We start from the raw sequence: 24,141 nt of genomic DNA, 5'->3' as shown, positions 1-24,141 counted from the left end.
CCCGGTCGGGCGGTATGGGGGTGCCGTGGCGTCGGCTACGGGCCGCGCGGCTCCGGCGGGGGACGAGCAGAGTCCGCAGACCACGACTGCTGTGTCGTGGCTACGACCCGGAAGCGGTGACCGGCGCCGACGCGTATGCGCGGACCAGCTCGGCGGCGCCGTCGAGCAGGTGCAGCTCGGCGTCGCAGGCGGCGGCGGCCTCCAGGTCGTGGGTGGCCAGCACGACGCAGGCGCCCCGGTCGGCCTCGGCGCGCAGCAGCTCCAGCACCTTGGTGCGGTTCGCGGCGTCCAGCTCGCTGGTGATCTCGTCGGCCAGCAGCACCGCGCCGGACAGGGCCAGGCCGCGGGCGATCGCCGTACGCTGCTGCTGGCCGCCGGACAGCTCCTCGACCAGCTGGCCCGCCTGGGCCGACAGCCCGACCTGCTCCAGCGACTCGGCCGTGGCGCGGCGCGCGTCCTCCGGGGAGAAGCCGTTGGCGACGAGCACGACCTGCACGTTCTCGCTCGCGGTGAGGATGGTGGCCAGGCCGTTGTCCTGCGGGATCAGCACCACCCGGCGGGACACCGCGTCGTCGCGGTCCCGCAGCGGCCTGCCGTCGACGGCGACCGCGCCGGTGACCGGCCGCAGCACCCCCGCCATGGCCCGCAGCAGCGTGCTCTTGCCCGCGCCGGACGGGCCGGTCACCGCGAGCATCCGCCCCGCGGCCGCCGCCACGGACACGTCGCGCAACACGGGCGCGCCCGCGGTGTACTCCACCGTCACGCGGTCCACTACCAGCGACGACGTCATCGCCGCTCCTCTCGCCGGAACAACCTGCTGATCTCGGGGGTCGCGGTGCTCCGGCGGAAACCGCTCTCTCGGCAGGCCGGAGAGGGTGGAACGTGGAGAGTCCATCGACACGCCGCGTGATGGCGGCTTGCCGGGACGGGCCAGGTTCCGGGTCGGTGATCACCACGGTCCGGTAGTAGTCACGCGCAGCCTGACCACCGGGTTGTCACCGGGCCGAACCCGTTTCACATCGCGGGAGAAAGTTTCACGAACAACAGTCCACTCGTCACAGAGTGTGCCGCTGCGCTCACAGCCCCAGCGCGCCGCGAAGGTAGCGCAGATCGTCCGGGCCGTTCCACCGCGCGGCGAGCAGACCGGCGGCGCGTGCCCCGCGGATGTTGCGGTCCGTGTCGTCCACGAACAGGCAGAGCGACGGCGGCGTCTCCAGCGTGCGGCACGCCTGGCTGAAGTACTCCTTGGCCGGCTTGTGCACGCCCATGTCCGCCGAGGAGAACACCGCGTCGAAGGCGTCGCTCAGCCCGAACCGGGCCAGGTCGTCGTGCAGATCGTCGGTGGCGTTGGTGGCCAGCCCGACCCGGCGCCCGGCCGCGCGCGCCTCCCGCACGAACGCCAGCACCGTCTCGTCGACGTAGCCGCGGTAGGCGTCCCACTCGGCCAGCGCCGCCGCCGACGCGCCGGTGTGCTCGCCGATCGAGTCCAGCCACTGCTGCCGCGTGAGGTGACCGGTGATCGCCGGGAGCTGGCGCGCCCACTCCAGGCCGGAGGCGAGCAGCGCGGCGGGCGCGATCCCGTGACGGGCCTCGAAGTCGCCGTACGCGGCCGCGTCGTGGTGCCGCAGCACGCCGTCGAAGTCGATCAGCAGTGCCTCGGCAGGCTTGCGCCTCACTCGGTCTCGCTCCTCAGTCGCTGGCTGATCACCTCGGTGACACCGTTGCGCATGGTCACGCCGTACAGGGCGTCGGCGACCTCCATGGTGCGCTTCTGGTGCGTGATGATGATCAGCTGGCTGCGCGAGCGCAGCTCCTGGAACAGGGTGATCAGGCGGCCGAGGTTGACGTCGTCGAGCGCCGCCTCCACCTCGTCCATGATGTAGAAGGGGCTGGGGCGGGCGCGGAAGATCGCGCACAGCATCGCCACCGCGGTCAGCGAGCGCTCGCCACCGGACAGCAGCGACAGCCGCTTGATCTTCTTGCCCGGCGGGCGCGCCTCGACCTCGACGCCGGTGGTCAGCATGTTGTCCGGGTCGGTCAGCACCAGCCGGCCCTCGCCGCCCGGGAACAGGATCGGGAACACCACCTGGAACTCCCGCGCGGTGTCCTCGAACGCGGTGGTGAACACCTCCAGGATGCGGTCGTCCACGTCCTTGACCACGGTGAGCAGGTCACGGCGGGTCGCCTTGAGGTCCTCCAGCTGGTCGGAGAGGAACTTGTAGCGCTCCTCCAGCGCCGCGAACTCCTCCAGCGCCAGCGGGTTGACCTTGCCGAGCAGGGCCAGGTCGCGCTCGGCCTTGGCGGCGCGCTTCTCCTGGATGGCCCGGTCGTAGGGCTCCGGCTCGGCCAGGTCCGCCGAGCCCAGCATGATCACCGGTACGCCGACGTGCGGGCCGTACTCGCCCAGCAGCGTCTCCACGTCGATGGAGAACTCCTCGGCGGCCCGCGTCTCCAGCTGCTCGATGCGCATCCGCTGCTCGGCGCGGGCCATCTCGTCGCGGTGCACCTCGGAGGTGAGCCGGTTCAGGTCGTCGCCCAGCCGCTTGCCCGCGTTGCGCACCTGCGCCAGCTCCGCCTCCCGGGCGGTCCGCGCCTCCGCCAGCTCGTCGCGCCGCTCGGCGGCCTCCTCCAGCGCCACGTTCAGCCTGGTCAGCACCTCGCGGGTGCCGGACTCGACGGCCTTGGCCACCGACGCGCCACGCTCCCGGGCGGCCCGGCGGGCGGCGGCGCGCTCGCGGGCGGCCCGCTCGGCGGCGGCCTGGCGCAGCAGCGAGTCGGCCCGGCCCGCGATCTGCGAGACGCGCTCCTCGGCGGTGCGCACGGCCAGGCGTACCTCGACCTCGTTCTGGCGGGCCTGCGGCACCAGCGCGGCGAGCTGGTCCCGCTCGCCGGTGGACGGGTCCTCGTCGACCGGGACCGCCTCCGCGGCCGCCAGCCGCTCCTCCAGCTCGGCCAGGTGCATCAGGTCCTGCTCGCGAGCACCGGCGGCCTTGTCCCGGGCCGCGCCCAGGCGCTGCGCCTCGGCCTGCGCGGACCGCGCGGCGGCGCTGACCTCGGCCAGGCGGCGGGCGGCGGCGTTGCGCTCGCCCTCGGCCGCGCGCTTGGCGGCGGCGGCCTCGTCGACGGCGCGCTTGCGGTCGGCGACGACCTCGCGGGCGGCGGCGATCTCCTCGCGCAGCCGGGCGGTCATCTCCTCGGCCGCGACCCGCTTCGCGCGGGCCTCGTCCACGGCCGCCTGGACCTCGATGTAGCTGGGCGCCTTCGACGAGCCGCCCGCGCCGGAGAACGCGCCGACCAGGTCGCCGTCGCGAGTCACCGCGCGCAGCGCCGGGTGGGCGGCGACCAGTGCCGCCGCGGCGGTCAGGTCGTCGACCAGCACCACGTCGCGCAGCGCGTGGGTGACGGCCGGGCGCACGCTCTCGGCGCAGCGCACCACGTCCAGCGCCCAGCGGGCGCCGCCGGGCAGCGCCACGTCGGGGCGGGACTGCGTGGCGGACGTGCCGATCAGCAGGGTGGCCCGGCCCGCGTCCTGGATCTTGAGCAGGCGCATCGCCTCGGCGGCCTCGTCGACCCCGGCCACGGCGACCGCGTCGGCCAGCGCGCCCAGTGCCGCGGCCAGCGCCGCCTCACAGCCCGGCTCGACCGCGAGCAGCGACGCGACGCTGCCCAGCAGTCCCGGCACGTCAGCCGCACGGGCCAGCAGCGCACCCGCGCCGTCCTTGCGGTTGAGACCCAGCGCGAGCGCCTCCTCGCGGGCCTTCCAGCCGGTCGCCTCCTTCTCGGCGGCGCGGTCGGCGTCGGACAGCCGCTTCACCTCGGCGCTCGCGTCCTCGTGCGCGGTGACCGCGGTGGCATGCCGGGTGTCCAGGTCCGCGTTGTCGCGGTCGGCGTCGGAGGTCTCCTCGGCGACCAGGTCCACCTGCTCCTGCGCCGCCTCGGCGCGCATCGCGGCGTCGTCGTACGCCGCGGCCAGGCGCTCGATCTCCTCGGCGGCGGTGGCGGTACGCGTACGGGCGGCGTTGACCTGCCCGGCGAGCTTCGCCATGCCCTCGCGCCGGTCGGCGATCGCCTTCACCGCGGCGACCAGCGCCCGCTCGGCGGCGGCGAGCTGGCGCTCCAGCTCCTGGCGGCGCTCGACCGCCTCGGCCAGGCGCACCTGGTCCTCGGCGAGCGCCTCGCGCAGCGCCTCCTCCTGCTCGCGTACCGCCTCGGCCTCGGCCTCCAGCCGCTCGGGGTCGCGGCCCGGCCGCTCCTCCTCGGTGGGAGCGGACAGGTGGCGGTGCCGCTCGGAGGCCAGCTGCGCGGTGGAGCGGAAACGCTCCTGCAGCGCGGACAGCTGATACCAGACGTCCTGGGCCTGGGTCAGCGCGGGCGCGTCGGCGGCGTGCTCCGCCTCCAGCGCAGCCAGCCGGAGCTGGACCTGCTCGTACTCCTCCTCGACCAGCTCGCGCCGGGTGCGCAGGGCCGCCTCGTCGGCGATCTCCTTGTCCAGCGTGGCGCGCAGCGTGAACAGGTCGTCGGCGAGCAGGCGCAGGCGCGCGTCGCGCAGGTCGGCCTGGATGGTCGCGGCGCGCCGGGCCACCTCGGCCTGCCGGCCCAGCGGCTTGAGCTGGCGGCGCAGCTCGTCGGTGAGGTCGTTGACGCGGTTCAGGTTGGCCTGCATCGCGTCGAGCTTGCGGAGCGCCTTCTCCTTGCGCTTGCGGTGCTTGAGGACGCCCGCGGCCTCCTCGATGAACGAGCGCCGGTCCTCCGGGCGGGCGTGCAGCACGCTGTCGAGCCGGCCCTGGCCGACGATGACGTGCATCTCCCGGCCGATGCCGGAGTCGGACAGCAGCTCCTGGACGTCCATCAGGCGGCAGGCGTCACCGTTGATCTCGTACTCGCTCGCGCCGTCGCGGAACATGCGGCGGGTGATCGAGACCTCGGTGTAGTCGATCGGCAGCGCGCCGTCGGTGTTGTCGATGGTGAGGGTGACCTCGGCCCGGCCCAGCGGCTGGCGGCCGGACGTGCCGGCGAAGATCACGTCCTCCATCTTGCCGCCGCGCAGCGCCTTGGCGCCCTGCTCGCCGAGCACCCAGGAGATCGCGTCAACCACGTTGGACTTGCCGGAGCCGTTCGGGCCCACCACACAGGTGATGCCCGGCTCCAGCCGCAGCGTCGTCGCGGAGGCGAAGGACTTGAAGCCCTTCACCGTCAGGCTCTTGAGGTGCACAGCGCTCCGAAATCGTTCAAAGGGCGTCCCGCCGGGCGGCGGGTGGCACATGCTATCGGGTCAAAGCTGCAGGGTACCCGGAGGAGAGCTCGTCTCTTCGGGGGACGCCGCACCGGGCGGCTGTTCTATGCCCCGCCGCCCGCGCCGCTATGCGCCCCGGCGGACAACGATCCATGCCCTCTGCGCGCTCCGGCGCTGTGCCGCCACGACGTGGCGCCACGGGCAATGAAGAAGCGCGCCGCCACAGGAGTGGAGGCGCGCATAAGGACTGGTGCATCGTGGCGACTCGCCCCGTACGGCGGTCGGCCACGTCCCGCTCACGCGGGGATTGTTCAGGTAAGGGCCGGCTCGGCGATGCGGAAGAAGTCGTCCGCCTCGGCAGCGGCAGCCGCCAGGCGATCGTTCTCCGCACGCAACCGGGTTACCTCGAACTCCAGTGCCCGCACCGTGGCACGCAACCGGGTGACCTCGTCCAGCAGGCGCCGATCGGGCGCTGCCGTGACGTGGCCATAGAGGGCCTTCGCCATATCGTCTCCTTGTGAAGCGCTGCCGGTTCGCCGGCCAAACGCGCGCCCAGTTATATTCGCGCTCCCGGCCCGTTGGCATCCGGCATGTTGCTCCGGATAATGCTGGCGAGCGCGGTCGGGCGCGACTGGCGACGTATCCATATTCCGCCGATCCGCCGGTGACGTCAAGTTGCCCTGCCTCACAGGTCACAGAAGGTGTCGGGAGGCGACAAACCGCCCCGGCTGCTAGCGTCGGCGCGTGGCACCTCGTCGCCGGCACACCGGCCGGCATCGTGCTCCGCTGCGGATGTGGCCCGCGCTCACGGCCTCCGCGGCGCTGCTGTCCGTGCTGGTCGGAGGCGTGATGGCGGTGGGCCCCGCGCTCACGGCCGCCCCGGCGGGCTCCGGGCGCGCCGCTCCGGGCGGCCCCGTGCCGGATCAGCCGGTCCCCACACTGAGCGTCACCGTTTCGGGTGAGCCCGCCGGTGTGCCGTCGACCACACCGGCCCCGTCGCCCACGGCGGTGACGGCACCCGTCGGCAGCGCGGTGCCGCTTCCCGCCCCGAGCCGCCCAGCCGCCCGCCGGACCACCCCACCGCCCGCGCCGCTCCCGGCCGCCTCATCGCCGCCCGCCCACCCGTCGCCTCGGCCCACCCTGGAGAGCTCGCGCGTCACCGAGCTGGAAGACCAGGTCACAGCTTTGATCAACCGGGAGCGGGAGCGGGCGGGCTGCTCCCGGGTGCGCACCGACGAGCGGATGCGCACGGCCGCGCGCCGCCACAGCGCGGACATGGCCGAGCACGACTACTTCAGCCATACCGGGCGCAACGGCAGCAGCTTCGTGGACCGGCTCGCGGCCGCCGGATACCCGCGGCGGGAGGCGGCCGGCGAGAACATCGCCTACGGCTACCCCACCGCGCAGTCCGTCGTCGACGGCTGGATGGCCAGCACCGGCCACCGCAACAACATCCTCGACTGCGACGCGCGGGCCACCGGGGTCGGCCTGGCCTACCAGGGGCGCACCACCTACTGGACGCAGGAGTTCGGCCGGGATTGAGGCCGCGGCCGGTCGGTCGGCTAGCCGACAGTCGCCCGTGGGCAGTCGCGGCGTCCCGACCTCGGTCGTTGTACGGGCGTGACCCCCCTGCTGCCACTAACCGCACACCCGCACCTGCAGCCGGAGCTGTGGGCCGCGGTCGAGGCCGCCGGTGTCGGCGTGACCGTGCTGCTGAACATCGACGCCGGCCCCGGGAGCGGGCTCGACCCGACCTGGACCGCGGCCACCACCCGGCTCGTGCGCGCCGGAGCGGGCCTGCTCGGCTACGTCGACCTCGCGTTCGGCGCGCGCCCGACCGAGCAGGTGCGGGCCGAGCTGGGCCGCTGGGCCGGCTACCCGGTCCGGGGCGTCTTCTTCGACCAGGCGCCGACCAGCCCGTACTCCGTCGGCCCGGTCGCCGTCGCGGTCCGCGCCGCCCGCCGGATCGGCTTCGACACGCTCCTGGTCAACCCGGGGCGGCCCACCGACTCCATCTACCGCGGCCTGGGCGCGGTGCTGTGCACGTACGAGGGCCCGTGGGAGCAGTACCGCCACGGCACCCCGGAGGGGGTACGCCCCGGCGACACGCACCTCGTGCACTCCGTGCCGCTGGACCAGATCGCCGCCTGCCACGAGCTGATGCGGGGCCGGGGCGCCCGGTTCGGCCTCGCCGTGCACGAGGCGTCCATCCACGGCGCGCCCGCGGTCGTGCCGGTCTCGGTGTAGCCGCCGTGCACGTCGCGGGCGTCCGGGTGCCGGTCAGCGCGGTCGTCGTGCTCGCCTGCGTGGCGTGTGCCGCCCCCACCCGGCCCGCGCACTGGTACGAGGCGCCGGCGCGGCCCGCCGTACCCGACAGCCTGCGCTGGCAGTGGGCACTGAGCGCACCCCCGCAGGTCACCGCCGCCGACGTGTTCGTGCTGGACGGCTTCACCACCGACGCGTCCCTGGTCGAGGACCTGCACGCCGAACGCCGCCGCGCGGTCTGCTACCTCCCGCTCGGCGAGGTGCGCCGCGGGCGGCCGGACGCCGCCCGCTTCCCCGCCGACCTGACCCGGCCCGACGGCCTGGTCCGCTGGGACGCCCCCGAGGCGCAGCTGCGAGACCGCATCACGCCGATCCTCGCCGACCGCCTGCGCCTCTGCCGCGACAAGGGCTTCGACGCCGCCGCCCTGGACCTGCTGGCCGGTGCGCCGCGCAGCGTCGTGGACCACCTCGTCGAGCAGGCCCACGAGCTGTCCCTGCCCGTCGGCCTCCTCGACACCGCCCACGACGACGCCGACCTCAAGGTCCCCGACGGCCCCGCCTACGGCCGCCCCTGACCACGCCCGACCCGCGCTCCGGGGGTCACCCTCCCGCACGGCGGCACGGCGAAGATCGCCGTCTCGTGTCAGAACCTGTGGCCAGACCACACCTTGTGACACAAACTCGCGATCAAGCCACCGCCCCACCCTCGCGGCCACCCATGATCGCGTCGATCTTGCGCGAAGTGTTGCCCTTTTAGGCGGAATGGGCGTGTCGTACCCACAGTTCGCGCAAGATCGGCGCGGTAGAGGGTGGGTGGGTCCGCGTGGGGTGGCGGCGGTTAGGGGGTGGCGGGGTTACGGGGTTGTGGGGCGGGGGCGGGGTTGGCAGCGGGGGCAGGAGAAGGAGCTGCGGTTCATGAAGCTTTCGCGGCGGATCGGGGAGCCGCAGCGGGAGCAGGGCTCGCCCTCGCGGCCGTAGGCGTTGAGGGAGCGGTCGAAGTAGCCGGACTCGCCGTTGACGTTGACGTAGAGGGCGTCGAAGGTGGTGCCGCCGACGGCGATGGCCTCGGCGAGGACGTCGCGTACGTGGGTGAGCAGGCGTTTGGCGGCGGGGGCGGTCAGCTCGTCGCTGGGGCGTTCGCCGTGGAGTTTGGCGCGCCAGAGGGCCTCGTCGGCGTAGATGTTGCCGACGCCGGAGATCAGGGACTGGTCGAGCAGGGCGCGTTTGACGGCGGTGCGGCGGCGGCGCAGGGCCGCCAGGAAGTCCTTCTCGACGAAGGCGGGGTCGATCGGGTCGAGGGCGATGTGGGCGATCTCGGCGGGCAGGACCGCGCCGCCGGGTGAGACCGCGAGGCCGCCGAAGGTGCGCTGGTCGACGAAGCGCAGCTGGGGGCCGCCGTCGGTGAAGTCGAAGCGGATGTGCAGGTGTTTCTCCTCGGCGGCGTCGGCGGGCTGCACGAGCAGCTGGCCGGACATGCCGAGGTGGCCGACGACGGCGTCACCGCTGTCCAGCGGGAGCCACAGGTACTTGCCGCGGCGGCGGGCCTCGGTGATGGTGCGGCCGGTCAGCGCGTCGGCGAAGTCCTGCGCGCCGCCGGGGTGGCGGCGGATCGCGCGCGGGTGGCGCACCTCGACCGCGCCGATGGTGCGGCCCACCACCCAGCGCGCCAGGCCGCTGCGCACGGTCTCGACCTCGGGCAACTCCGGCATGACTCCGCCTCTCCGCTCCGGCCGTTCAGATCGTGTACGGCCATACCGTGATCATGTGCGCGCCGAACCAGAGGCCGAACGCGCTCCACATCATGAGCAACACCACCGACGTTCCCGTCGACACCCGGGCCAGCCCTCGGGCCAGTGGCACGCAGCACAGCAGCAGCACGGGCACCAGCAGCCGCGGCTTGGAGTGCCAGTAGCCGGCCTGCCCCAGCACCAGGACCAGGGCGATCAGCCCGTACACCAGCAGCGGCGGCCAGACCCGCTCGCCGGCCGCGTACACCGCCAGCAGCAGGGCGACCACGATGAGCAGCACGGTGACGATCTCGACGACGCCCTCGCCGCCGAGCACGGCCGAGGCGATGAAGTCCAGCACGCCCTTGCCGAAGTCGAACGTGGTGCCCCAGCCCCTGGTCTGCACCGTGAACCAGGCGTCCCACTCGCCGACGCGCACGCCGACCCACGCCAGGAACAGCGGCACCCCGGCCAGCGCGAGCCCGGCCGCCGTGACGGCCTGCGGCAGCTCGTACCGCCGCAGGGTGACCTCGCCCCGGCGGGACCGCCACCACAGCAGCAGCACTGCCACGGCCAGCGCCACGCCGACGGCGGCGCCGGTGGGCCGGGTCAGCGCCGCACCCAGCCCGGCCAGGCCCGCCGCCCACCACACCCGTTCGTGCGCGGCCAGCAGCGCGCCCGCCACCAGGGCCAGGAACAGCGACTCGGTGTAGCCCATGCCGAGCACGACCGCCATCGGCTGCGCGCAGACGAGCACGACCAGGGCGTACCCCACCCGCCGTCCCCACAGGCCGACGCCGAGCAGGTAGACCAGCACCCCGGCGGCCAGCGCCGCGAGATGGGCGGTCAGCAGCGACGCGGCCTCCGGCGGCAGGCCCAGTGCCGTGCCGCCCCGCACGAGCAGCGGGAAGAGCGGGAAGAAGGCGAACCCGTTGCCGGTGATCTCACCGTCGCGATAGGTGTACCCGGACGGGTAGCCGTTGACGGCGACGTCGAGCAGCCAGCCGCCGTCCCACAGCAGCAGCCGCTGCCACAGCGTCTTCGGCGAGTCGGGCGGGGACATCGCCCACACCGCGCCGAGCTGGGCGCAGCGCAGCGCGGCCACCACGACGAACGCCGCGGCGACCCCGCGCAGGCCGCCCGCCCGCCGCCACAGCCTCGGTTTGCGGCCGGCGTCTGTCGGCGGATTGTCGAGGTGGGCGGGGGCGGCCACCGTCATGTCTCCCGGGCCTCCGGATGCGAGGTGTCCACGGCCCGGTGCGACAGCACCTGCCAGGCCTCCTCGGCGGCCCGCTGCTCCGCGTCCTTCTTGGTGCGGCCGGTGACCCCGCCGAAGCGCTCGCCGCCGACGACCGCCCAGGCGGTGAACATCTTGGCGTGGTCGGGGCCCTGCTCCTCGATGGCGTACTCCGGCACGCCCCAGCCGTGTGCGGAGGTCAGCTCCTGCAGGCTGGTCTTCCAGTCCAGCGACGCGCCGCGCCGCGCCGACTCCGCCATCAGCGGGTCGAACAGCGCGCGGACCACCTCGGCGGCCCGGTCCATGCCGTGCTCCAGGTAGATCGCGCCGAGCAGCGCCTCCAGCGTGTCGGCGAGGATCGACTCCTTGTCCCGCCCGCCGGTGGTCTCCTCGCCCTTGCCCAGCAGCAGGTGCGGGCCGATGCCGCCGTTGCCGAGGGAGCGGGCCACACCCGCCAGGGCGCGCGAGTTGACAACGCTGGCCCGCAGCTTCGCCAGCCGGCCCTCGGGCAGGTCCGGGTGTGCGGTGTAGAGCGAGGCGGTGATGACGACGCCCAGCACGGCGTCGCCGAGGAACTCCAGCCGCTCGTTGGTGGGCAGCCCGCCGTGCTCGTACGCGTACGAGCGATGGGTCAAAGCGCGTTCCAGCAGCTCCGGAGCGAGTGTCACGCCGAAGGCGGCACCCAGGTCGGCCAGCGCGGCCGCGGCCTGCTCGGTCCGGTCCGCCGAACGCGCCTCCTGCGAGGACTTCGAAGCCATCAAACCCACCCCTCTCGGCGGCTTAGGGGCGGCAGCGTCATGCGGTGCCCGCTCCGCGGGCTCCCTTCTGGTACGGCGACGTCGCCGGCTGGCGCTTGCCAGCCGGCGACGTGACGTTTCGCAGCTTCCCGGCGCACCGGGATCGCCTGAAGGCTCAGACCTCGAGGACCTGGCGGCCGTTGTACGTGCCGCAGACGCTGCAGGCGGCGTGCGGCAGCTTGGCCGACTTGCACTGCGGGCAGGCGACGGTCGCGACCGCGCTCACCTTCCACTGCGCCCGGCGGTGACGGGTGTTGCTGCGCGACATCTTGCGCTTCGGGACTGCCACTGTCTTACTCCTCAGTAGTAGTCGGCTGGTCGCCGACCATTATCTCGGTACGGCCGCAGCCGTCTCCCACCCGGTTCGGCGAACCGATCAGGGCGCCGGCTCCGCCGGCTCGTCCGGCCCGGATGAGCCGGTCAGCTTGCTCAACTTCGCCCAGCGCGGGTCGATCTGCTCGTGGTGGTGATCCTCGGGCAGCTCGTCCCACCGCGCCCCGCACTCGGGGCACAGGCCTGGGCAGTCCTCCCGGCACAGCGGATTGACCGGCAGCGCCAGCACGACCTCGGCCCGCAGCGTCGGCTCCAGGTCGATCATGTCGTCCTGCAGCCGCCCGACCTCGTCCTCGTCGGTGGTCTCGTCCGTGGCGCTGTCCTCGTAGGCGAACAGCTCCTGGATGTTGACCGTGAGGTCGTAGCCGATCTCGGTGAGGCAGCGGCCGCACTCGCCCTCGACGGGGCCGGTGACGGTCCCGGAGACGAGCACTCCCTCGGTCACCGACTCCAGCCGCAGGTCGAGCGTGAGGTCGGCGCCCTCGGGCACCCCGATCAGCTGCAGGCCCAGCTCGGCCGGAGCGGGGACCACCCGATGGAGGGTACGCATAGCACCCGCGCCTCGGGGCAGGTCCCTCGTGTCGAGGACGAGCGGTGCGCGGGGATCGAGATGCTTGGTCGAGTGCTCAGCCATGGCTTTCATCGGGAAGGCAGCGGGAATGCGGCCGTTGTCGCAGGCCGAGGTAGAAGATTACCCGAAGCGGCCCATGCTCGTCGAACGGGCCGGGCCGCGTCGCGGGTCCCGCCGGCCGCCGCGACGGTGCGGCGGTCCGGACGGGTCAGAACGGAAGGGGACGGTCGTCGTCGCCGGGGACGAACGACCCGATCTCACGCAGCGCGTGCATCTTGTCGCGGCCGCGCTCGATGGAGGCGAGCGCACGCGTCAGGAACTGCTCGAAGTTGCCCAGCGCGGTGTCAACGTACTCGTCGACCTCCTCGCGCAGGCGCTGAGCCTCGGCGCGGGCCTCGCCGACGATGCGCGCGCCCTCGTGCTCCGCCGAGACGGTGATCTCGTTCACAGAGACCAGGCGCGCGTGTTCCTGCTCACCCTCGTGCATGATGCGGTCCGCCTCGCGCCGGCCGGCGTCGAGGATCTTGTCGCGCTCCTCGAGCAGCGCCGCGGCCCGGCGCAGCTCGCCGGGCAGCTCCGCCCGCAGCTGGTCCAGCGCGCCGATCAGCTCACCGCGGTCGACCATGCAGTTGCGCGACATCGGCACCGATCGCGCGGCCTCCACCATCGCGATGATGTCGTCAATACGGTCGAGTGGGTCCACCGACGGTCACTCCTTGTCCAGTGTCATGTCCACACCATGATGCGTCCCCGGGCCACCCCTGCGGCAGACCGGGGACCCCTGCGGCGAGTCGCCGCCGTGACCTGCCGATTCAGCCGCCGGCCGGGCGGAACTTCTCCAGGAGCCGGCGTTCCACCAGCTCGGGGACGAAGGAGGAGACGTCCCCGCCCCACTTGGCGATCTCCTTGACGAGGCTCGACGCCACGAATGAATAGAGCGGGTTCGTCGGCATGAACAGCGTCTCGACGCCGGACAGGCCGATGTTCATCTGGGCCATCTGCAGCTCGTAGTCGAAGTCGCTGACCGCCCGGATGCCCTTGACCACCACCTGGGCGTCGTTGTCACGGCAGTAGTCCACCAGCAGGCCGCGGAACGACTCGATCCGGACGTTCGGCAGCGCCTTGGTGACCTCGCGCAGGATCTCGAGGCGCTCCTCGACCTCGAACAGGCCCTGCTTGTGCTGGTTGATCAGCACGGCGACGATGACCTCGTCGAAGAGCCGGGCCGACCGGTCGATGATGTCCAGATGTCCCCGGGTGACCGGGTCGAACGACCCGGGACAGACCGCACGCCTCACTAGCCGCTCACCCTTCATCCGTGACGCCACTCTGCGCAACGGCGCGACCGTACCAAAGCGCGGTCTCGCCGTACCGGCGGCCGCGTTCGCCAGTGACGCCCTCCACCCAGGTGGGCTCGGGCGAGCGGCTGGACCGCTCCACGACCAGCACCGCGTCCTCGGCGAGCCAGCCGTGCCCGGCCAGCGCGGCCAGCACCCCGGTCAGCTCCGCCTCGGACAGCGCGTACGGCGGGTCGGCGAAGACGATGTCGTAGGCGCCGTCGGCCGGACCGGCGGCCAGCACCGTGCCCGCCTTGCCCGCGGCGACCCGCGCCGCGGCGCCCGCGCCGAGCACGGCGATGTTCTCCCGGATCACCCGGACGGCCTTGGCGTCCGACTCGACGAGCAGCACGTGCGAGGCGCCCCGGGACAGCGCCTCCAGGCCGACCGCGCCCGAGCCGGCGAACAGGTCCAGCACCCGTGCCCCGGCGAGTTCGGTCATCGCGTCGAGGGCGGAGAACAGTGCCTCGCGTACGCGGTCGGCGGTGGGCCTGGTGTCGCGGCCCGAGGGGGCGTTCAGCCGACGCCCGCCGAACCGGCCGGCCACGATCCTCGTCACGATCCCGACGCTACGGCATCCCCGTTCGGCGACCCCGGTGCACCGACCGGTGAACCAGATATGAACTGCTCGTGCGCGTAGCGCCACCGAATGCACGGCCGTCACGCAAATGCGATAACGATTCGGCAACGTTTCATGTTCGGGCTGGATGACGACTGTGTACCCCCACGCGGGCTCCCCTAGGGTCAGGCGGTCGCTTCGCGCTTCACCCTCGTCCCACGAACCACATGGAGCACGTGTGAAACGTCCCCTCTTCCGCCGCCTGCTCGCCGTCACGGGCAGCGCCGCGCTCGGCCTCATGGGCGCGGTGGCCCTGGCCAGCCCGGCCCAGGCGCACCACACGACCATCTCCGGCGTCGCGCAGTGCACGCCCAGCGAGTGGGTCATCACGTGGACCGTCGAGAACTGGGAAACGGAGATGACGGCCACGATCGACGTGACCGCCGACCCGAACACTCCCATCACGAACATCGTCGACGGCGCGACCCTGCCGAAGAGCACCAAGAAGAACAACAAGTGGACCTACGGCAAGCTGGTCGGCGAGCAGCGCGTGCCGCTGTCCACCGACGAGGCCGAGCTGACCGTCAAGGGCACCTGGACCAACGGCAACAAGGCCACCAACAAGGGCAGCGTCGATCTCGACGCCGACAAGTGCGGTGAGCACAAGGCCGGCATCACCGGCAGCGCGGTCTGCGACCCCGAGACCGGCAGCTGGAACGTCACCTGGCTGGTGTCCAACAAGCACTACTCGGACGAGGCCACGGCCAGCGTCATCACCCAGAACGGCCCGGACTCGGAGCGCAGCGCTGTCAAGAAGGCCAACGGCCAGTGGCAGACCCTCGCCAACGAGAACGTCATCAAGGGCCTGAAGGACGGCGACAAGATCGCGGGCGGCAAGACCGTCGAGGCGACCCAGGTCGTCGAGGGCAGCGCCCTGGCCGCGCGGCTGAAGGTCGAGCTGGAGTGGAAGCGCAACCGCTTCCAGACCAAGACCGACACCGAGGTGCACGTCGTCAACTTCAGCGGCAGCTGCGTCAAGAACGCTCCGAAGCCGAGCGTCACGTTCGCCTCGGACTGCACCGGCGTGGTGACCGTCACCCTGATCAACGCCGAGGGTGCCACCAAGGCCGCCTCGTTCGAGGTCAAGGGCGCGGGCGACTGGACCAGCGGCCCCGTCGAGGTCACCGCAGGCAACACGGTCGTGGTGACCGTGCCGGCCAGCGCGTCCTCCTCGATCACCGTGACGGAGAGCGGCAACGCGGTCGAGAAGGGCACCTACTCCTGGACCGACTCCCCCGCCTGCCACCCGGTCGAGATCACCAGTGACCAGACCTGTGACAAGCTCACCGTCACCATCACCAACCCGGCCGGCGGCGCCGAGGCGACCGTCGTGCTGACCCCGGTCGCGGGCTCCACCCCGGCCGCCAGCGAGCAGGCCCTGAAGGACCGTTCCGACGACGCGATCAGCAAGACCGTCGCGCCCGGCACCTCCGTGACGGTCGAGTTCGAGGTCGGCGAGAACGGCCTGGTCGTGCACGTGGCCGTGAACGGCGAGCAGCGCGGTTCGATCACCTGGGAGAAGCCGGCCGGCTGCGAGCCGATCGGCGGCGAGGTCACCGACACCTGTGAGGGCCTGGTCTTCGACCTGAACAACCCGCAGGACGGCAGCAAGACCGACGTCGTGCTCACCCCGAGCACCGGCGACGCCGTCAGCTTCACCCTGAACCCGGGCGACTCCAAGAAGGTCGAGTTCAAGGCGACCGGTGACGAGCTCAAGGTCACCGTCTCACTGAACGGCAAGGTCGTGGACGAGGTCGAGTGGGTCAAGCCCGAGGGTTGCACCGAGCCCTCGCCGTCCCCCTCGGCGTCCCCCTCCCCCGAGCCGGGCCTCCCGGTGACCGGTACCAACGTCACGATCTTCGTGATCTCCGGTCTGCTGCTGGTCGCGCTCGGTTTCGCGGTCTACATGATGGCCCGCCGCCGTCGGCTGAACCTGACCGACGTGTGACGGTCGCCTGACCGATGAGAAGGGGCGGGTCCCACCGGGACCCGCCCCTTCCTCGTGTTCAAGGTCATCCGACTTGCCAGGCACATGGGCGTATCCGCCCTCAAGATTCGCCCGTCTGCCAGGCAAGTCGGATGATCAAGGAGCCGGGGACGGCGCGGGGTCAGCCCTTGTGGAGGTATTCGGCGCGGTCGGCGTCGACCAGGCGGGTGATCTGGGCGGCGAGGAGGGGGTGGGCGGAGAGGTCGGGGTCCTCGGCGAGGAGGGACTCGGCCTCGGCGCGGGCCTCGCCGATCAGGTCGCGGTCGCGCAGCAGCGACAGCAGGCGCAGGTGGGAGCGGCGGCCGGACTGCGCGGCGCCCAGCACGTCGCCCTCGCGGCGCTGCTCCAGGTCCAGTTCGGCCAGGCGGAAGCCGTCCAGGGTGGAGGCGACCGCGTCGAGCCGCTCACGCGCCGGGGTGCCGGCCACCGCCTCGGTGACCAGCAGGCACAGGCCCGGCGCGGAGCCCCGGCCGACCCGGCCGCGCAGCTGGTGCAGCTGCGAGACGCCGAACCGGTCCGCGTCGAGGATCACCATCGCCGTGGAGTTCGGCACGTCCACGCCGACCTCGATGACCGTGGTCGCGACGAGCACGTCGATCTCCCCGGCCGCGAACGAGCGCATCACCGCGTCCTTCTCGTCAGCGGGCAGCCGCCCGTGCAGCACGCCGATGCGCAGCCCGCGCAGCGGGCCGTCGGCCAGCAGCGGCGCGACGTCCAGCACGGCCACCGGCGGCCGCTTCTCGTCCTCGACCGCGTCGCCCGGCGGCGGGGTGTCGTCGTCGGACTCGGTGTCGCCGATACGCGGGCAGACGACGTACGCCTGGTGGCCCTGCTGGACCTCCTCGACGACGCGGCGCCAGGCCCGGTCCAGGAACGCGGGCTTCTCGGCGACCGGCACCACGTGCGAGGCGATCGGCGAGCGCCCGCCCGGCAGCTGGGACAGGCTGGACACCTCCAGATCGCCGTAGACGGTCATGGCGACCGTACGCGGGATCGGGGTGGCCGTCATGACGAGCACGTGCGGCGGCTGCTCGGCCTTGGCGCGCAGCGCGTCACGCTGCTCGACGCCGAAGCGGTGCTGCTCGTCCACCACGACCAGGCCCAGGTCGGCGAAGTCGACGCCCTCGTAGAGCAGCGCGTGGGTGCCCACGACCAGCCCGGCCGATCCGTCGGCGAGCTTGGCCAGCACCTTGCGCCGGGCGGCCGCGCCCTGCGAGCCGGTGACCAGGGCGACCTGTGTACCCGGACGGTCGGTGTCGGCCGCACCGAACAGGGTGTCGGCGTCCTCGCGGGCGGCGGCACCCAGCATCTTCGTGATGCCGCGGTGGTGCTGGGCGGCCAGCACCTCGGTCGGAGCGAGCAGCGCGGCCTGGCCGCCCGCGTCGACGACCTGGAGCATGGCCCGCAGCGCGACCAGGGTCTTGCCCGCGCCGACCTCGCCCTGCAGCAGCCGGTGCATCGGGTGGGCGGTGGCCAGGTCCGCAGCGATCTCCTCGCCGACGGCGAGCTGGCCGTCGGTGAGCGTGAACGGCAGCGCCGCGTCGAACCCGGTCAGCATGCCGCCGTCGCGGCGCGGCCGGGCCTTGGCGGGCCACGCGGCGGCCTCCCGCTTGCGGCGGACCAGGGTCAGCTGCACCGCGAACGCCTCGTCCCAGGCGAGCCTGCGGCGGGCGACGTAGAGCATCTCCTTGGACGAGGGCCGGTGGATCTCGCGGAGCGCGGTGGCCAGGTCGACGAGCTTGCGCTCAGCACGGGTCCGGGACGGCGTCGCGTCGGGCGGCATCTCGACCGTGTCCAGCACGACCCGTACGCAGCGCGCGATCACCCACGTCGGCACGGCGGCCGCGGCCGGGTAGACCGGGATCAGCGCCCCGGCGAACTCCTCGACCTCGGCGGCCACCTCGCCGTCGGCGGCGCCCTGGTCGAGCAGCACGTACTCGGGGCTGTTGAGCTGGCGGCGGCCCCGGAAGTCGCTCACCTTGCCCGCGAACAGGCCCCAGCGGCCGGGGCGCAGGTCGCGCTCGCGCCAGGCCTGCTGGAAGTAGGTGAGCACGAGCTGGCCGCCCGCGCCGTCGCCGACGACGACCTCCAGCATGCTGCCGCGCCGCTGCCGCATCGGCCGGGTGGTGGTTCGCAGCACCTGCGCGAGCACGGTCACCTCTTCGCCGATCTCCAGCGTGCGCATGTCGGTGTGCTCGCCGCGCTGGTCGTACCGCCGGGGGACGTGGTAGAGCAGGTCACCGGCCGTGTAGAGGTCGAGGTGCGTCTTGAGCGCCTTGGCGGTCTTCTCCCCGACCAGCTTGGACAGGTCGGTGTCGACATCCGCGGTGGTCATGCCCTCACTCCATCACTCCACCCCGACAAGCAGCGGGTAGTGCGGCTGGCCGCCCTCGTACGCGTGCACCTCGACGAACGGCCAGCGCGCCGCGACGTGCGCGGTCAGCGCCTCGACCAGGCCGTCCGGGGCCTGGGCGCCCGTGAGCAGGGTCACCAGCTCGCCGCCGCTGGCCAGCATCCGGTCCAGCAGCTGCGCACACACCGTCGGCAGGTCCGCGCCGATGAGGTTGACCTCGCCCTCGATCAGCGCGATGACGTCGCCGGGGCGGCAGCGCCCGGCCATCGTCAGCGCCTCCCGGCTCGCGGTGGTGACCTCGGCCGAGCGGCACGCGCCCGCCGCCTCCGCCATCGCGATCACGTCGTCCTCGAAGCGCCGGGCGTGGTCTCGGATCGCCAGCGCGGCCAGGGCCTGCACGGGCGAGCGGGTCGGGATGACGCGCACCTTCACGCCCTCGCCGAACGCCTCCTCGGCCGCCATCTGGCACACCGCCCGCAGGTTCGTATCGGTGGGCAGCACCGCCACCCGCCCGGCGCCGGTGGCCAGGATCGCGTCCAGCACCTCGGCGGTCGACGGGTTGCCGCTGACCGCGACCGCGCCCTCGGCGGTGAGCAGCTGCTCGATGCCGTCCCCCGCGGCGGTGACGACGACCGCGCGGGCCGTCGGGTCGGGCCGCCGCGGCGCGCCCGCCGCGGTCGGCGCGGTCAGGTGGGTCACCTGGATCTGGTACGGCCGCCCGGCCGCCAGCCCCGCCTCCAGCGCCGCGCCGGCGTCGTCCACGTGCACGTGCACCCGCCAGGTCGCCGGACCGCCCACGATGACCAGGGAGTCGCCGAGCCGGTCCAGCGCCACCCGCAGGTCGGCGATCTCGCCCGCCCCGGTGTCCAGCAGGAACTGCACCTCGTACGCGGGCCCGCGGTACGCCGCCGCCACGTGCGCGTGGCCGCCGTGCCCGTGCCCGGCGTGATCGGCGTGTTCGTGCCCGTTCGGGGCTGGGTCGATCATGCTCTCGTCGTGCTCGCCGGTCAGCGCCTCCAGCAGCGCCTCCAGCAGCAGCACCAGCCCCTGCCCGCCCGCGTCGACCACCCCGGCGGCCGCCAGCACGGGCAGCTGCTCCGGAGTACGGGCCAGCGCCTCCCGGGCGCCCCGAACCGCTGCGCGGACCGCCTCGGCGTCGTCGGAGCCGCCGTGTGCCGCGTCGGCCGCCGCGCGGGCCACGGTGAGGATGGTGCCCTCCACGGGCCGGGCCACGGCGGCGTACGCGGCCTTCGCGGCGGCGTCCAGCGCGGGCGCCAGGCCCCCGCCGTCCAGGCTGTCGGCCAGCCCGGACAGCCACTGCGCCGTGATGACGCCGGAGTTGCCGCGCGCGCCCATCAGCGCGCCCCGGGCCGTGGCACGCAGCAGCGCACCGGCCGACTGGGGCTCGGCCAGCGGACCGGCCAGCACCTGCTCGGCCGCGGTGAGCGTCAGCAGCAGGTTGGTGCCGGTGTCGCCGTCGGGCACCGGATACACGTTCAGCTGGTTCAGCGCCTGCTCATGCCGTCGCACGCCGGCGACCGCCAGCCCGCTCCAGCGCCGCACCGCCGCGATGTCCAGGACCTCCAGCACGGCCGCCAGCCTATCGGTGCCGCACCCGCTTCTCACGCACGGCGTGGCGGGCGGTACAGTCATGCCAGCCACACCGGGCGCGTCGGCGCCGGGTGGCTCCGCCCCGATTGGGCACGTGCCATGCGCGTCAGGTACCCTGGCGAAGTTCCCGGCACAGTGACGCTTGGTCGGGTAGTTGATCAAGACGAACTCAGGAGAATCCCGTGGCTAGCGTGTGCGACGTCTGTGGCAAGGGACCGGGCTTCGGTCACAACGTGCCGTGGTCGAAGAAGAAGACCAACCGTCGCTGGAACCCGAACATCCAGACGGTGCGCACCCCCGCCGGTGGCGGCAACTCCAAGAAGGTCCAGGCCTGCACGTCGTGCCTGAAGGCCGGCAAGGTCACCCGCGCCTGACGCAGACTCACGAAGAGGCCGCCGAGCACCCGCTCGGCGGCCTCTTCGCCGTCCTGGCGTGTGACGCGCTCAGAGGGTGCGGCCGAAGGAGCGGCAGCCGGGCTTGTCCCGGTAGTGGCCGAAGTTCTCGATCAGCTGGTAGCCGATGGCCTGGTAGAGGGCGATCGCCTCGGGCTGGGCGAGGCCGGTCTCCAGGATGGCGCGCACCCGGCCGTGCGCCCGCGCGTCGGTCTCCAGCGCCGTCATGACCGCCCGCGCGACGCCCTTACCTCGCCCGTCAGCCGAGGTGTAGACGCGCTTGATCTCGGCGACCTCCTCCGAGCCGCCGAAGCTGCGCCAGCCGCCGCAGCCGACCGCCGCGCCGTCGAGGTACGCCACGAAGAAGCCGCCGTCCGGCGGGTCGAACTCGACCGCCTCGATCGGCGTGGCGTCGGAGTCGCCGTAGCGTTCGGCCAGGTCAGCCATGAGCTCGGCGATCAGCTTGCGGGCCACCGGCGCGCCGTACCGCGTCGGCCTGATCTCAATCTGGGTCACGGCGCCGAGGATACTGATCAAGCAGGTCACGCCCGGAAGTGGTCCCACCCCTTGGGGCCGTACCACGGGCGGCTGTCCACGGTGACCGTGGTGCCGTCGGTCACCTCGCCGATGAAGTGCCACCCGTCCGGCAGCGCCGAGCCGGGCGGGAACGTCGCGGCCAGCGCGTGATCGTCGCCACCGGCCAGCAGCCACTGGTACGGGTCGACGCCGAGCGCGAGCGCCGCGTCGCGCATCTGCTCCGGGACCTTGAACGCGCTGCGGTTGAGGTTGATGCCTACCTTGCTGGCGGTGGCGATGTGCCCGAGGTCGGCGATGAGCCCGTCCGACACGTCGATCATCGCGGTCGCCCCGGCCCGGCCCGCCGCGGGACCCAGCGCGTACGGCACCACCGGCCGCCGATACGCCTCCACCAGCAGCTTCGGCGTACGGAACCCGCGCGACAGCACGGTGTACCCGGCGGCGGCGTAACCGACCCGCCCGGCCAGCGCGACCAGATCCCCCGGCCGCGCGCCCGAGCGCAGCACCGGCGGCAGCCCGTGCAGGTCGCCGAGGGCGGTGACGGCGATGGTCAGCGTCGGGCTGGCGGTCATGTCGCCGCCGACGACGCTCGCCCCGACCAGCGCGGCCTCGGTGGCCAGCCCGTCCGCGAGCTGCTCCGCCCAGGCCGCGTCCAGGTCCGGCGGCATGCACAGGCCCACCAGCAGCGCGGTCGCCGTGGCGCCCATCGCCGCGATGTCGGCGAGGTTCGCCGCGGCGGCGCGGCGGCCGATGTCCTCGGCCTCGGCCCAGTCGCGCCGGAAGTGCCGGCCCTCGACGAGCACGTCGGTGGAGGCGACGACCCGCCCGTCGGAGGCGGTCACCAGCGCCGCGTCGTCGCCGGGGCCGATGATGGTGGCCGGGCCGGTGCCCAGCCGCGCCACCACCCGCTCGATCAGGCCGAACTCGCCGGTCCGCGCGACGCTCATGCCGTCCCCTCGCCAGGTGATCCCATACTGTTCCCTTCCTCGCCCTTGCGCCTCCTGCCGCGGCCTGTGCACCCTCAGTGAGGTACTTTCACTGGCGGCACGTGGTGAAGGAGTCGTCCGTGGTTCACGCTTACATCCTGATTCAGACGTCGGTGGGGCGCTCCGTCGACGTCTCCGCGGCCATCGGCGAGATCCAGGGTGTCACCCGGGTGGACGCGGTGACCGGCCCGTACGACGTGATCGCCATGGTGGAGGCGAACACCGTCGACGAGCTCGGCAAACTCGTGCTCTCACAGATTCAGCTGATCCCCAACATCACCCGTACGCTCACGTGCCCGATCATCCACCTATGAGTAACGACCAGACGGCACGGTCGGGCGACCGCTCCGCGAAGACGATCGCGACCGCGATCGCGGTGCCCCTGGCGCTGGCCGCCGGGTTCGGCTTCTTCCAGGCCATGCGCCCCCCGGCGGAGCCCGCCGCGGCGCCGAGCGCGAGCGCCGCGCCCCGCGTGATGCCCACGGCGCCGGTGGCGGTGCCCGCGCCCTCGCTGAACGCCCGCCAGACCACGGTGTGCCGCGCGCTGCTGTCCCAGCTGCCCGACCGCCTTCAGGACCTGCCGCGCCGCGACGTCACCGCGGGCCACGAGCAGAACGCGGCGTACGGCGATCCGGCGGTGACCGTCGCCTGCGGCGCCGCACCGGTGCCGAGCCTTCCCCCGGAGGAGAAGGTGTGGACGCTGAACGGCGTCTGCTGGCACCAGCGCGACGAGGTGTGGACCACGGTCGACCGAGAGGTGCCGGTGCAGATCACGATGCCGCTGGCGTACCAGCCGCCCGGCCAGTGGATCATCGGCCTCTCCAACACCCTCGTCGCGACCGTCCCCTCGGCCGCAACAATCCCCGCCGGCTGCGCCACCCGCAGCTGAGCCGCGCGAGTTCGCCGCCACCCGCGTCCCGCTCGATCTTGCGCGAAGTGTTGCCCCTTTGGGCGGAATGGGCGTGTCGCACCCACAGTTCGCGCAAGATCGGCGCAGGAGGGGGCTAGTGGAGGCCGGTGCCTCGGCGCTGGGCGGTGCGGACCAAGCGGGAGACGAGCTTGGCGTAGTCGAGGCCGCTGGCCGCCCACATGCGCGGGAACATGCTCGTGGACGTGAAGCCCGGCATGGTGTTGATCTCGTTGAGGTAGACCTCGAGGTCGTCGGTGACGAAGAAGTCGACCCGGGCCAGGCCCGCGCAGTCCAGCGCGGTGAAGGTGCGGACGGCCAGCTCCTGGACCCGTGCGGCGACGGGCGCGGGCAGGTTCGCGGGCAGGTCGTATTCGCAGTCCTCGCCGAGGTACTTCGCCTCGAAGTCGTAGAACTCGTGGCCGCCGGCCACCACCCGGATCTCGGCCAGCAGGGACGCCTCGGGGCTGCCGCCGACCTCGCTCTCCAGCACACCGCACTCGACCTCGCGGCCTACGATGCCCTGCTCGACGAGCACCTTCGGGTCGATCGCTCGTGCCTTGGCCAGCGCCGCGTCGAGCTGGTCCCAGCTGTTCACCTTGGTGATGCCGAACGACGAGCCGGCCCGGGACGGCTTCACGAACACCGGCAGGCCGAGCCGCTCCTTGTCGGCCTCGGTCAGCTCCTGTCCGGCCCGGAGCACCACGTACGGCCCGACCGGGATGCCCTCGGCGGCGGCCAGCTTCTTGGTGAACTCCTTGTCCATGGCGGCCGCGGAGGCGAACACGTTCGCGCCGACGTACGGCACGCCCGCCATCTCCAGCAGTCCCTGGATGGTCCCGTCCTCGCCGTACGCCCCGTGCAGCGCGGGGAAGACGACGTCCACCCCGGCCAGCGCGGCGGCGCCCTCGGCGGGCTCCAGCACGACCAGCTCACGGTTGGTGGGGTCGGCGGGCAGCACGACGGCCCGGCCGGACGCGGCGGTGATCTCGGGCAGGCTGCTGCCGGTGATGGCGAGCTGCGCCGGGTCGCCCGAGGTGAGCACCCAGCGGCCCTCGCGGGTGATGCCGACCGGAACGACCTCGAACTCGGCCGGGTCGAGCGCGCCGAGGATGCTGCCCGCGCTGACGCAGGAGATGGCGTGCTCGGTGCTGCGGCCGCCGAAGACTACGGCGACACGGGTCTTACGCTGGCTGCTTTCACTCACGCGGCTGACCCTACCGTGCGTTGTGGGGATCCGGTGAAGAGC

At 73.0% G+C, this 24,141-nt stretch carries 24 protein-coding genes; 7 read left to right on the top strand and 17 right to left on the bottom strand.

From position 1 onward, the window contains the following. Nucleotides 1-100: 100 nt before the first annotated feature. The 4 genes from Cba03nite_RS25735 to Cba03nite_RS25720 all read right to left on the bottom strand — a co-directional run bounded on the left by Cba03nite_RS25735 (nucleotide 101) and on the right by Cba03nite_RS25720 (nucleotide 5,739). Nucleotides 101-790, bottom strand: a complete 690-nt coding sequence (locus Cba03nite_RS25735; RefSeq protein WP_203751163.1) for an ABC transporter ATP-binding protein — start codon at nucleotides 788-790, stop codon at nucleotides 101-103. A 286-nt stretch (nucleotides 791-1,076) separates the two neighbouring features. Next, nucleotides 1,077-1,676 carry an HAD family hydrolase gene (locus tag Cba03nite_RS25730; RefSeq protein ID WP_203751161.1) on the bottom strand — a complete coding sequence of 200 codons (600 nt, stop codon included), beginning with the start codon at nucleotides 1,674-1,676 and terminating at the stop codon, nucleotides 1,077-1,079. Continuing rightward, nucleotides 1,673-5,212, bottom strand: coding sequence for a chromosome segregation protein SMC (gene smc / locus Cba03nite_RS25725; protein WP_203751159.1), 3,540 nt, complete (start codon nucleotides 5,210-5,212; stop codon nucleotides 1,673-1,675). Before smc ends, Cba03nite_RS25730 begins: the two co-directional genes overlap by 4 nt. Nucleotides 5,213-5,544: 332 nt before the next feature. After that, nucleotides 5,545-5,739, bottom strand: coding sequence for a hypothetical protein (locus Cba03nite_RS25720; RefSeq protein WP_203751157.1), 195 nt, complete (start codon nucleotides 5,737-5,739; stop codon nucleotides 5,545-5,547). Between the two features lie 238 nt (nucleotides 5,740-5,977). Between Cba03nite_RS25720 and Cba03nite_RS40010 the strand changes: the two genes are divergently transcribed. The 3 genes from Cba03nite_RS40010 (at nucleotide 5,978) to Cba03nite_RS25705 (ending at nucleotide 8,073) form a co-directional block, all read left to right on the top strand. Continuing rightward, on the top strand, nucleotides 5,978-6,775 hold the full coding sequence (locus Cba03nite_RS40010) for a CAP domain-containing protein (RefSeq protein WP_239126006.1): 798 nt from the start codon (nucleotides 5,978-5,980) through the stop codon (nucleotides 6,773-6,775). A gap of 78 nt (nucleotides 6,776-6,853) precedes the next feature. Beyond that, nucleotides 6,854-7,480, top strand: a complete 627-nt coding sequence (locus tag Cba03nite_RS25710) for a spherulation-specific family 4 protein (RefSeq protein WP_203751155.1) — start codon at nucleotides 6,854-6,856, stop codon at nucleotides 7,478-7,480. Between the two features lie 5 nt (nucleotides 7,481-7,485). After that, nucleotides 7,486-8,073 (top strand): endo alpha-1,4 polygalactosaminidase, encoded by a 588-nt coding sequence (locus Cba03nite_RS25705; RefSeq protein WP_203751153.1) that lies wholly within the window; start codon nucleotides 7,486-7,488, stop codon nucleotides 8,071-8,073. Nucleotides 8,074-8,352: 279 nt separating this feature from the next. On the opposite strand, the gene mutM is transcribed toward Cba03nite_RS25705, so the two are convergent. From mutM to rsmD, 8 genes are all read right to left on the bottom strand, one after another. Then, the gene (gene mutM / locus Cba03nite_RS25700; RefSeq protein ID WP_203751151.1) at nucleotides 8,353-9,207 is read right to left on the bottom strand and encodes a bifunctional DNA-formamidopyrimidine glycosylase/DNA-(apurinic or apyrimidinic site) lyase; all 855 of its coding nucleotides are present in this window, start codon (nucleotides 9,205-9,207) and stop codon (nucleotides 8,353-8,355) included. Between the two features lie 25 nt (nucleotides 9,208-9,232). Beyond that, on the bottom strand, nucleotides 9,233-10,444 hold the full coding sequence (locus Cba03nite_RS25695) for a hypothetical protein (protein WP_203751149.1): 1,212 nt from the start codon (nucleotides 10,442-10,444) through the stop codon (nucleotides 9,233-9,235). Further along, the gene (gene rnc, locus Cba03nite_RS25690; protein ID WP_203751146.1) at nucleotides 10,441-11,220 is read right to left on the bottom strand and encodes a ribonuclease III; all 780 of its coding nucleotides are present in this window, start codon (nucleotides 11,218-11,220) and stop codon (nucleotides 10,441-10,443) included. Before rnc ends, Cba03nite_RS25695 begins: the two co-directional genes overlap by 4 nt. Nucleotides 11,221-11,374: 154 nt before the next feature. After that, entirely contained in the window at nucleotides 11,375-11,548 is a 174-nt protein-coding gene (gene rpmF, locus Cba03nite_RS25685) for a 50S ribosomal protein L32 (protein ID WP_120318486.1), read from the bottom strand. A gap of 87 nt (nucleotides 11,549-11,635) precedes the next feature. Continuing rightward, nucleotides 11,636-12,226: a YceD family protein gene (locus Cba03nite_RS25680; RefSeq protein WP_203751143.1), complete on the bottom strand. Its 591-nt coding sequence runs from the start codon at nucleotides 12,224-12,226 to the stop codon at nucleotides 11,636-11,638. Nucleotides 12,227-12,371: 145 nt separating this feature from the next. Then, entirely contained in the window at nucleotides 12,372-12,866 is a 495-nt protein-coding gene (locus tag Cba03nite_RS25675; protein ID WP_203751140.1) for an ATP synthase subunit B family protein, read from the bottom strand. Nucleotides 12,867-12,975: 109 nt separating this feature from the next. Continuing rightward, nucleotides 12,976-13,461: a pantetheine-phosphate adenylyltransferase gene (coaD, locus tag Cba03nite_RS25670; protein ID WP_203751137.1), complete on the bottom strand. Its 486-nt coding sequence runs from the start codon at nucleotides 13,459-13,461 to the stop codon at nucleotides 12,976-12,978. Nucleotides 13,462-13,468: 7 nt separating this feature from the next. Further along, the gene (gene rsmD / locus Cba03nite_RS25665) at nucleotides 13,469-14,059 is read right to left on the bottom strand and encodes a 16S rRNA (guanine(966)-N(2))-methyltransferase RsmD (protein ID WP_203751134.1); all 591 of its coding nucleotides are present in this window, start codon (nucleotides 14,057-14,059) and stop codon (nucleotides 13,469-13,471) included. 238 nt (nucleotides 14,060-14,297) lie between these two features. On the opposite strand from rsmD, the gene Cba03nite_RS25660 reads away from it, so the two are divergent. Then, nucleotides 14,298-16,067 carry an LPXTG cell wall anchor domain-containing protein gene (locus tag Cba03nite_RS25660; protein ID WP_203751132.1) on the top strand — a complete coding sequence of 590 codons (1,770 nt, stop codon included), beginning with the start codon at nucleotides 14,298-14,300 and terminating at the stop codon, nucleotides 16,065-16,067. Between the two features lie 160 nt (nucleotides 16,068-16,227). Here the strand turns inward: Cba03nite_RS25660 and recG are convergent, their stop codons facing one another. After that, a complete protein-coding gene (gene recG, locus Cba03nite_RS25655) occupies nucleotides 16,228-18,441 on the bottom strand; it encodes an ATP-dependent DNA helicase RecG (RefSeq protein ID WP_203751130.1) in 2,214 nt (737 codons plus the stop codon). Nucleotides 18,442-18,453: 12 nt separating this feature from the next. Further along, complete coding sequence (fakA, locus tag Cba03nite_RS25650; protein ID WP_203751129.1) at nucleotides 18,454-20,049, bottom strand: DAK2 domain-containing protein; 1,596 nt, start codon at nucleotides 20,047-20,049, stop codon at nucleotides 18,454-18,456. A 203-nt stretch (nucleotides 20,050-20,252) separates the two neighbouring features. Here fakA and rpmB point away from each other — a divergent pair, with 203 nt between their 5' ends. Beyond that, a complete protein-coding gene (gene rpmB / locus Cba03nite_RS25645; protein WP_203751128.1) occupies nucleotides 20,253-20,444 on the top strand; it encodes a 50S ribosomal protein L28 in 192 nt (63 codons plus the stop codon). 69 nt (nucleotides 20,445-20,513) lie between these two features. On the opposite strand, the gene Cba03nite_RS25640 is transcribed toward rpmB, so the two are convergent. Next, nucleotides 20,514-20,978, bottom strand: coding sequence for a GNAT family N-acetyltransferase (locus tag Cba03nite_RS25640; protein WP_203751127.1), 465 nt, complete (start codon nucleotides 20,976-20,978; stop codon nucleotides 20,514-20,516). 26 nt (nucleotides 20,979-21,004) lie between these two features. Further along, nucleotides 21,005-21,946, bottom strand: coding sequence for a thiamine-phosphate kinase (locus Cba03nite_RS25635; RefSeq protein WP_203751126.1), 942 nt, complete (start codon nucleotides 21,944-21,946; stop codon nucleotides 21,005-21,007). Between the two features lie 119 nt (nucleotides 21,947-22,065). Here Cba03nite_RS25635 and Cba03nite_RS25630 point away from each other — a divergent pair, with 119 nt between their 5' ends. Both Cba03nite_RS25630 and Cba03nite_RS25625 read left to right on the top strand, forming a co-directional pair. Next, complete coding sequence (locus Cba03nite_RS25630; protein ID WP_203751125.1) at nucleotides 22,066-22,299, top strand: Lrp/AsnC ligand binding domain-containing protein; 234 nt, start codon at nucleotides 22,066-22,068, stop codon at nucleotides 22,297-22,299. Then, nucleotides 22,296-22,874 (top strand): DUF3515 family protein, encoded by a 579-nt coding sequence (locus Cba03nite_RS25625; RefSeq protein ID WP_203751124.1) that lies wholly within the window; start codon nucleotides 22,296-22,298, stop codon nucleotides 22,872-22,874. Before Cba03nite_RS25630 ends, Cba03nite_RS25625 begins: the two co-directional genes overlap by 4 nt. A 115-nt stretch (nucleotides 22,875-22,989) precedes the next feature. On the opposite strand, the gene Cba03nite_RS25620 is transcribed toward Cba03nite_RS25625, so the two are convergent. Next, complete coding sequence (locus tag Cba03nite_RS25620) at nucleotides 22,990-24,099, bottom strand: D-alanine--D-alanine ligase family protein (RefSeq protein WP_239126005.1); 1,110 nt, start codon at nucleotides 24,097-24,099, stop codon at nucleotides 22,990-22,992. Nucleotides 24,100-24,141: the final 42 nt, after the last annotated feature.

It is taken from the genome of Catellatospora bangladeshensis, from assembly GCF_016862575.1.
Classification (GTDB): Bacteria; Actinomycetota; Actinomycetes; order Mycobacteriales; family Micromonosporaceae; genus Catellatospora; species Catellatospora bangladeshensis.
Note: the sequence above shows the minus strand (reverse complement) of the source record. Positions and strands in the feature narration are given on the sequence as shown.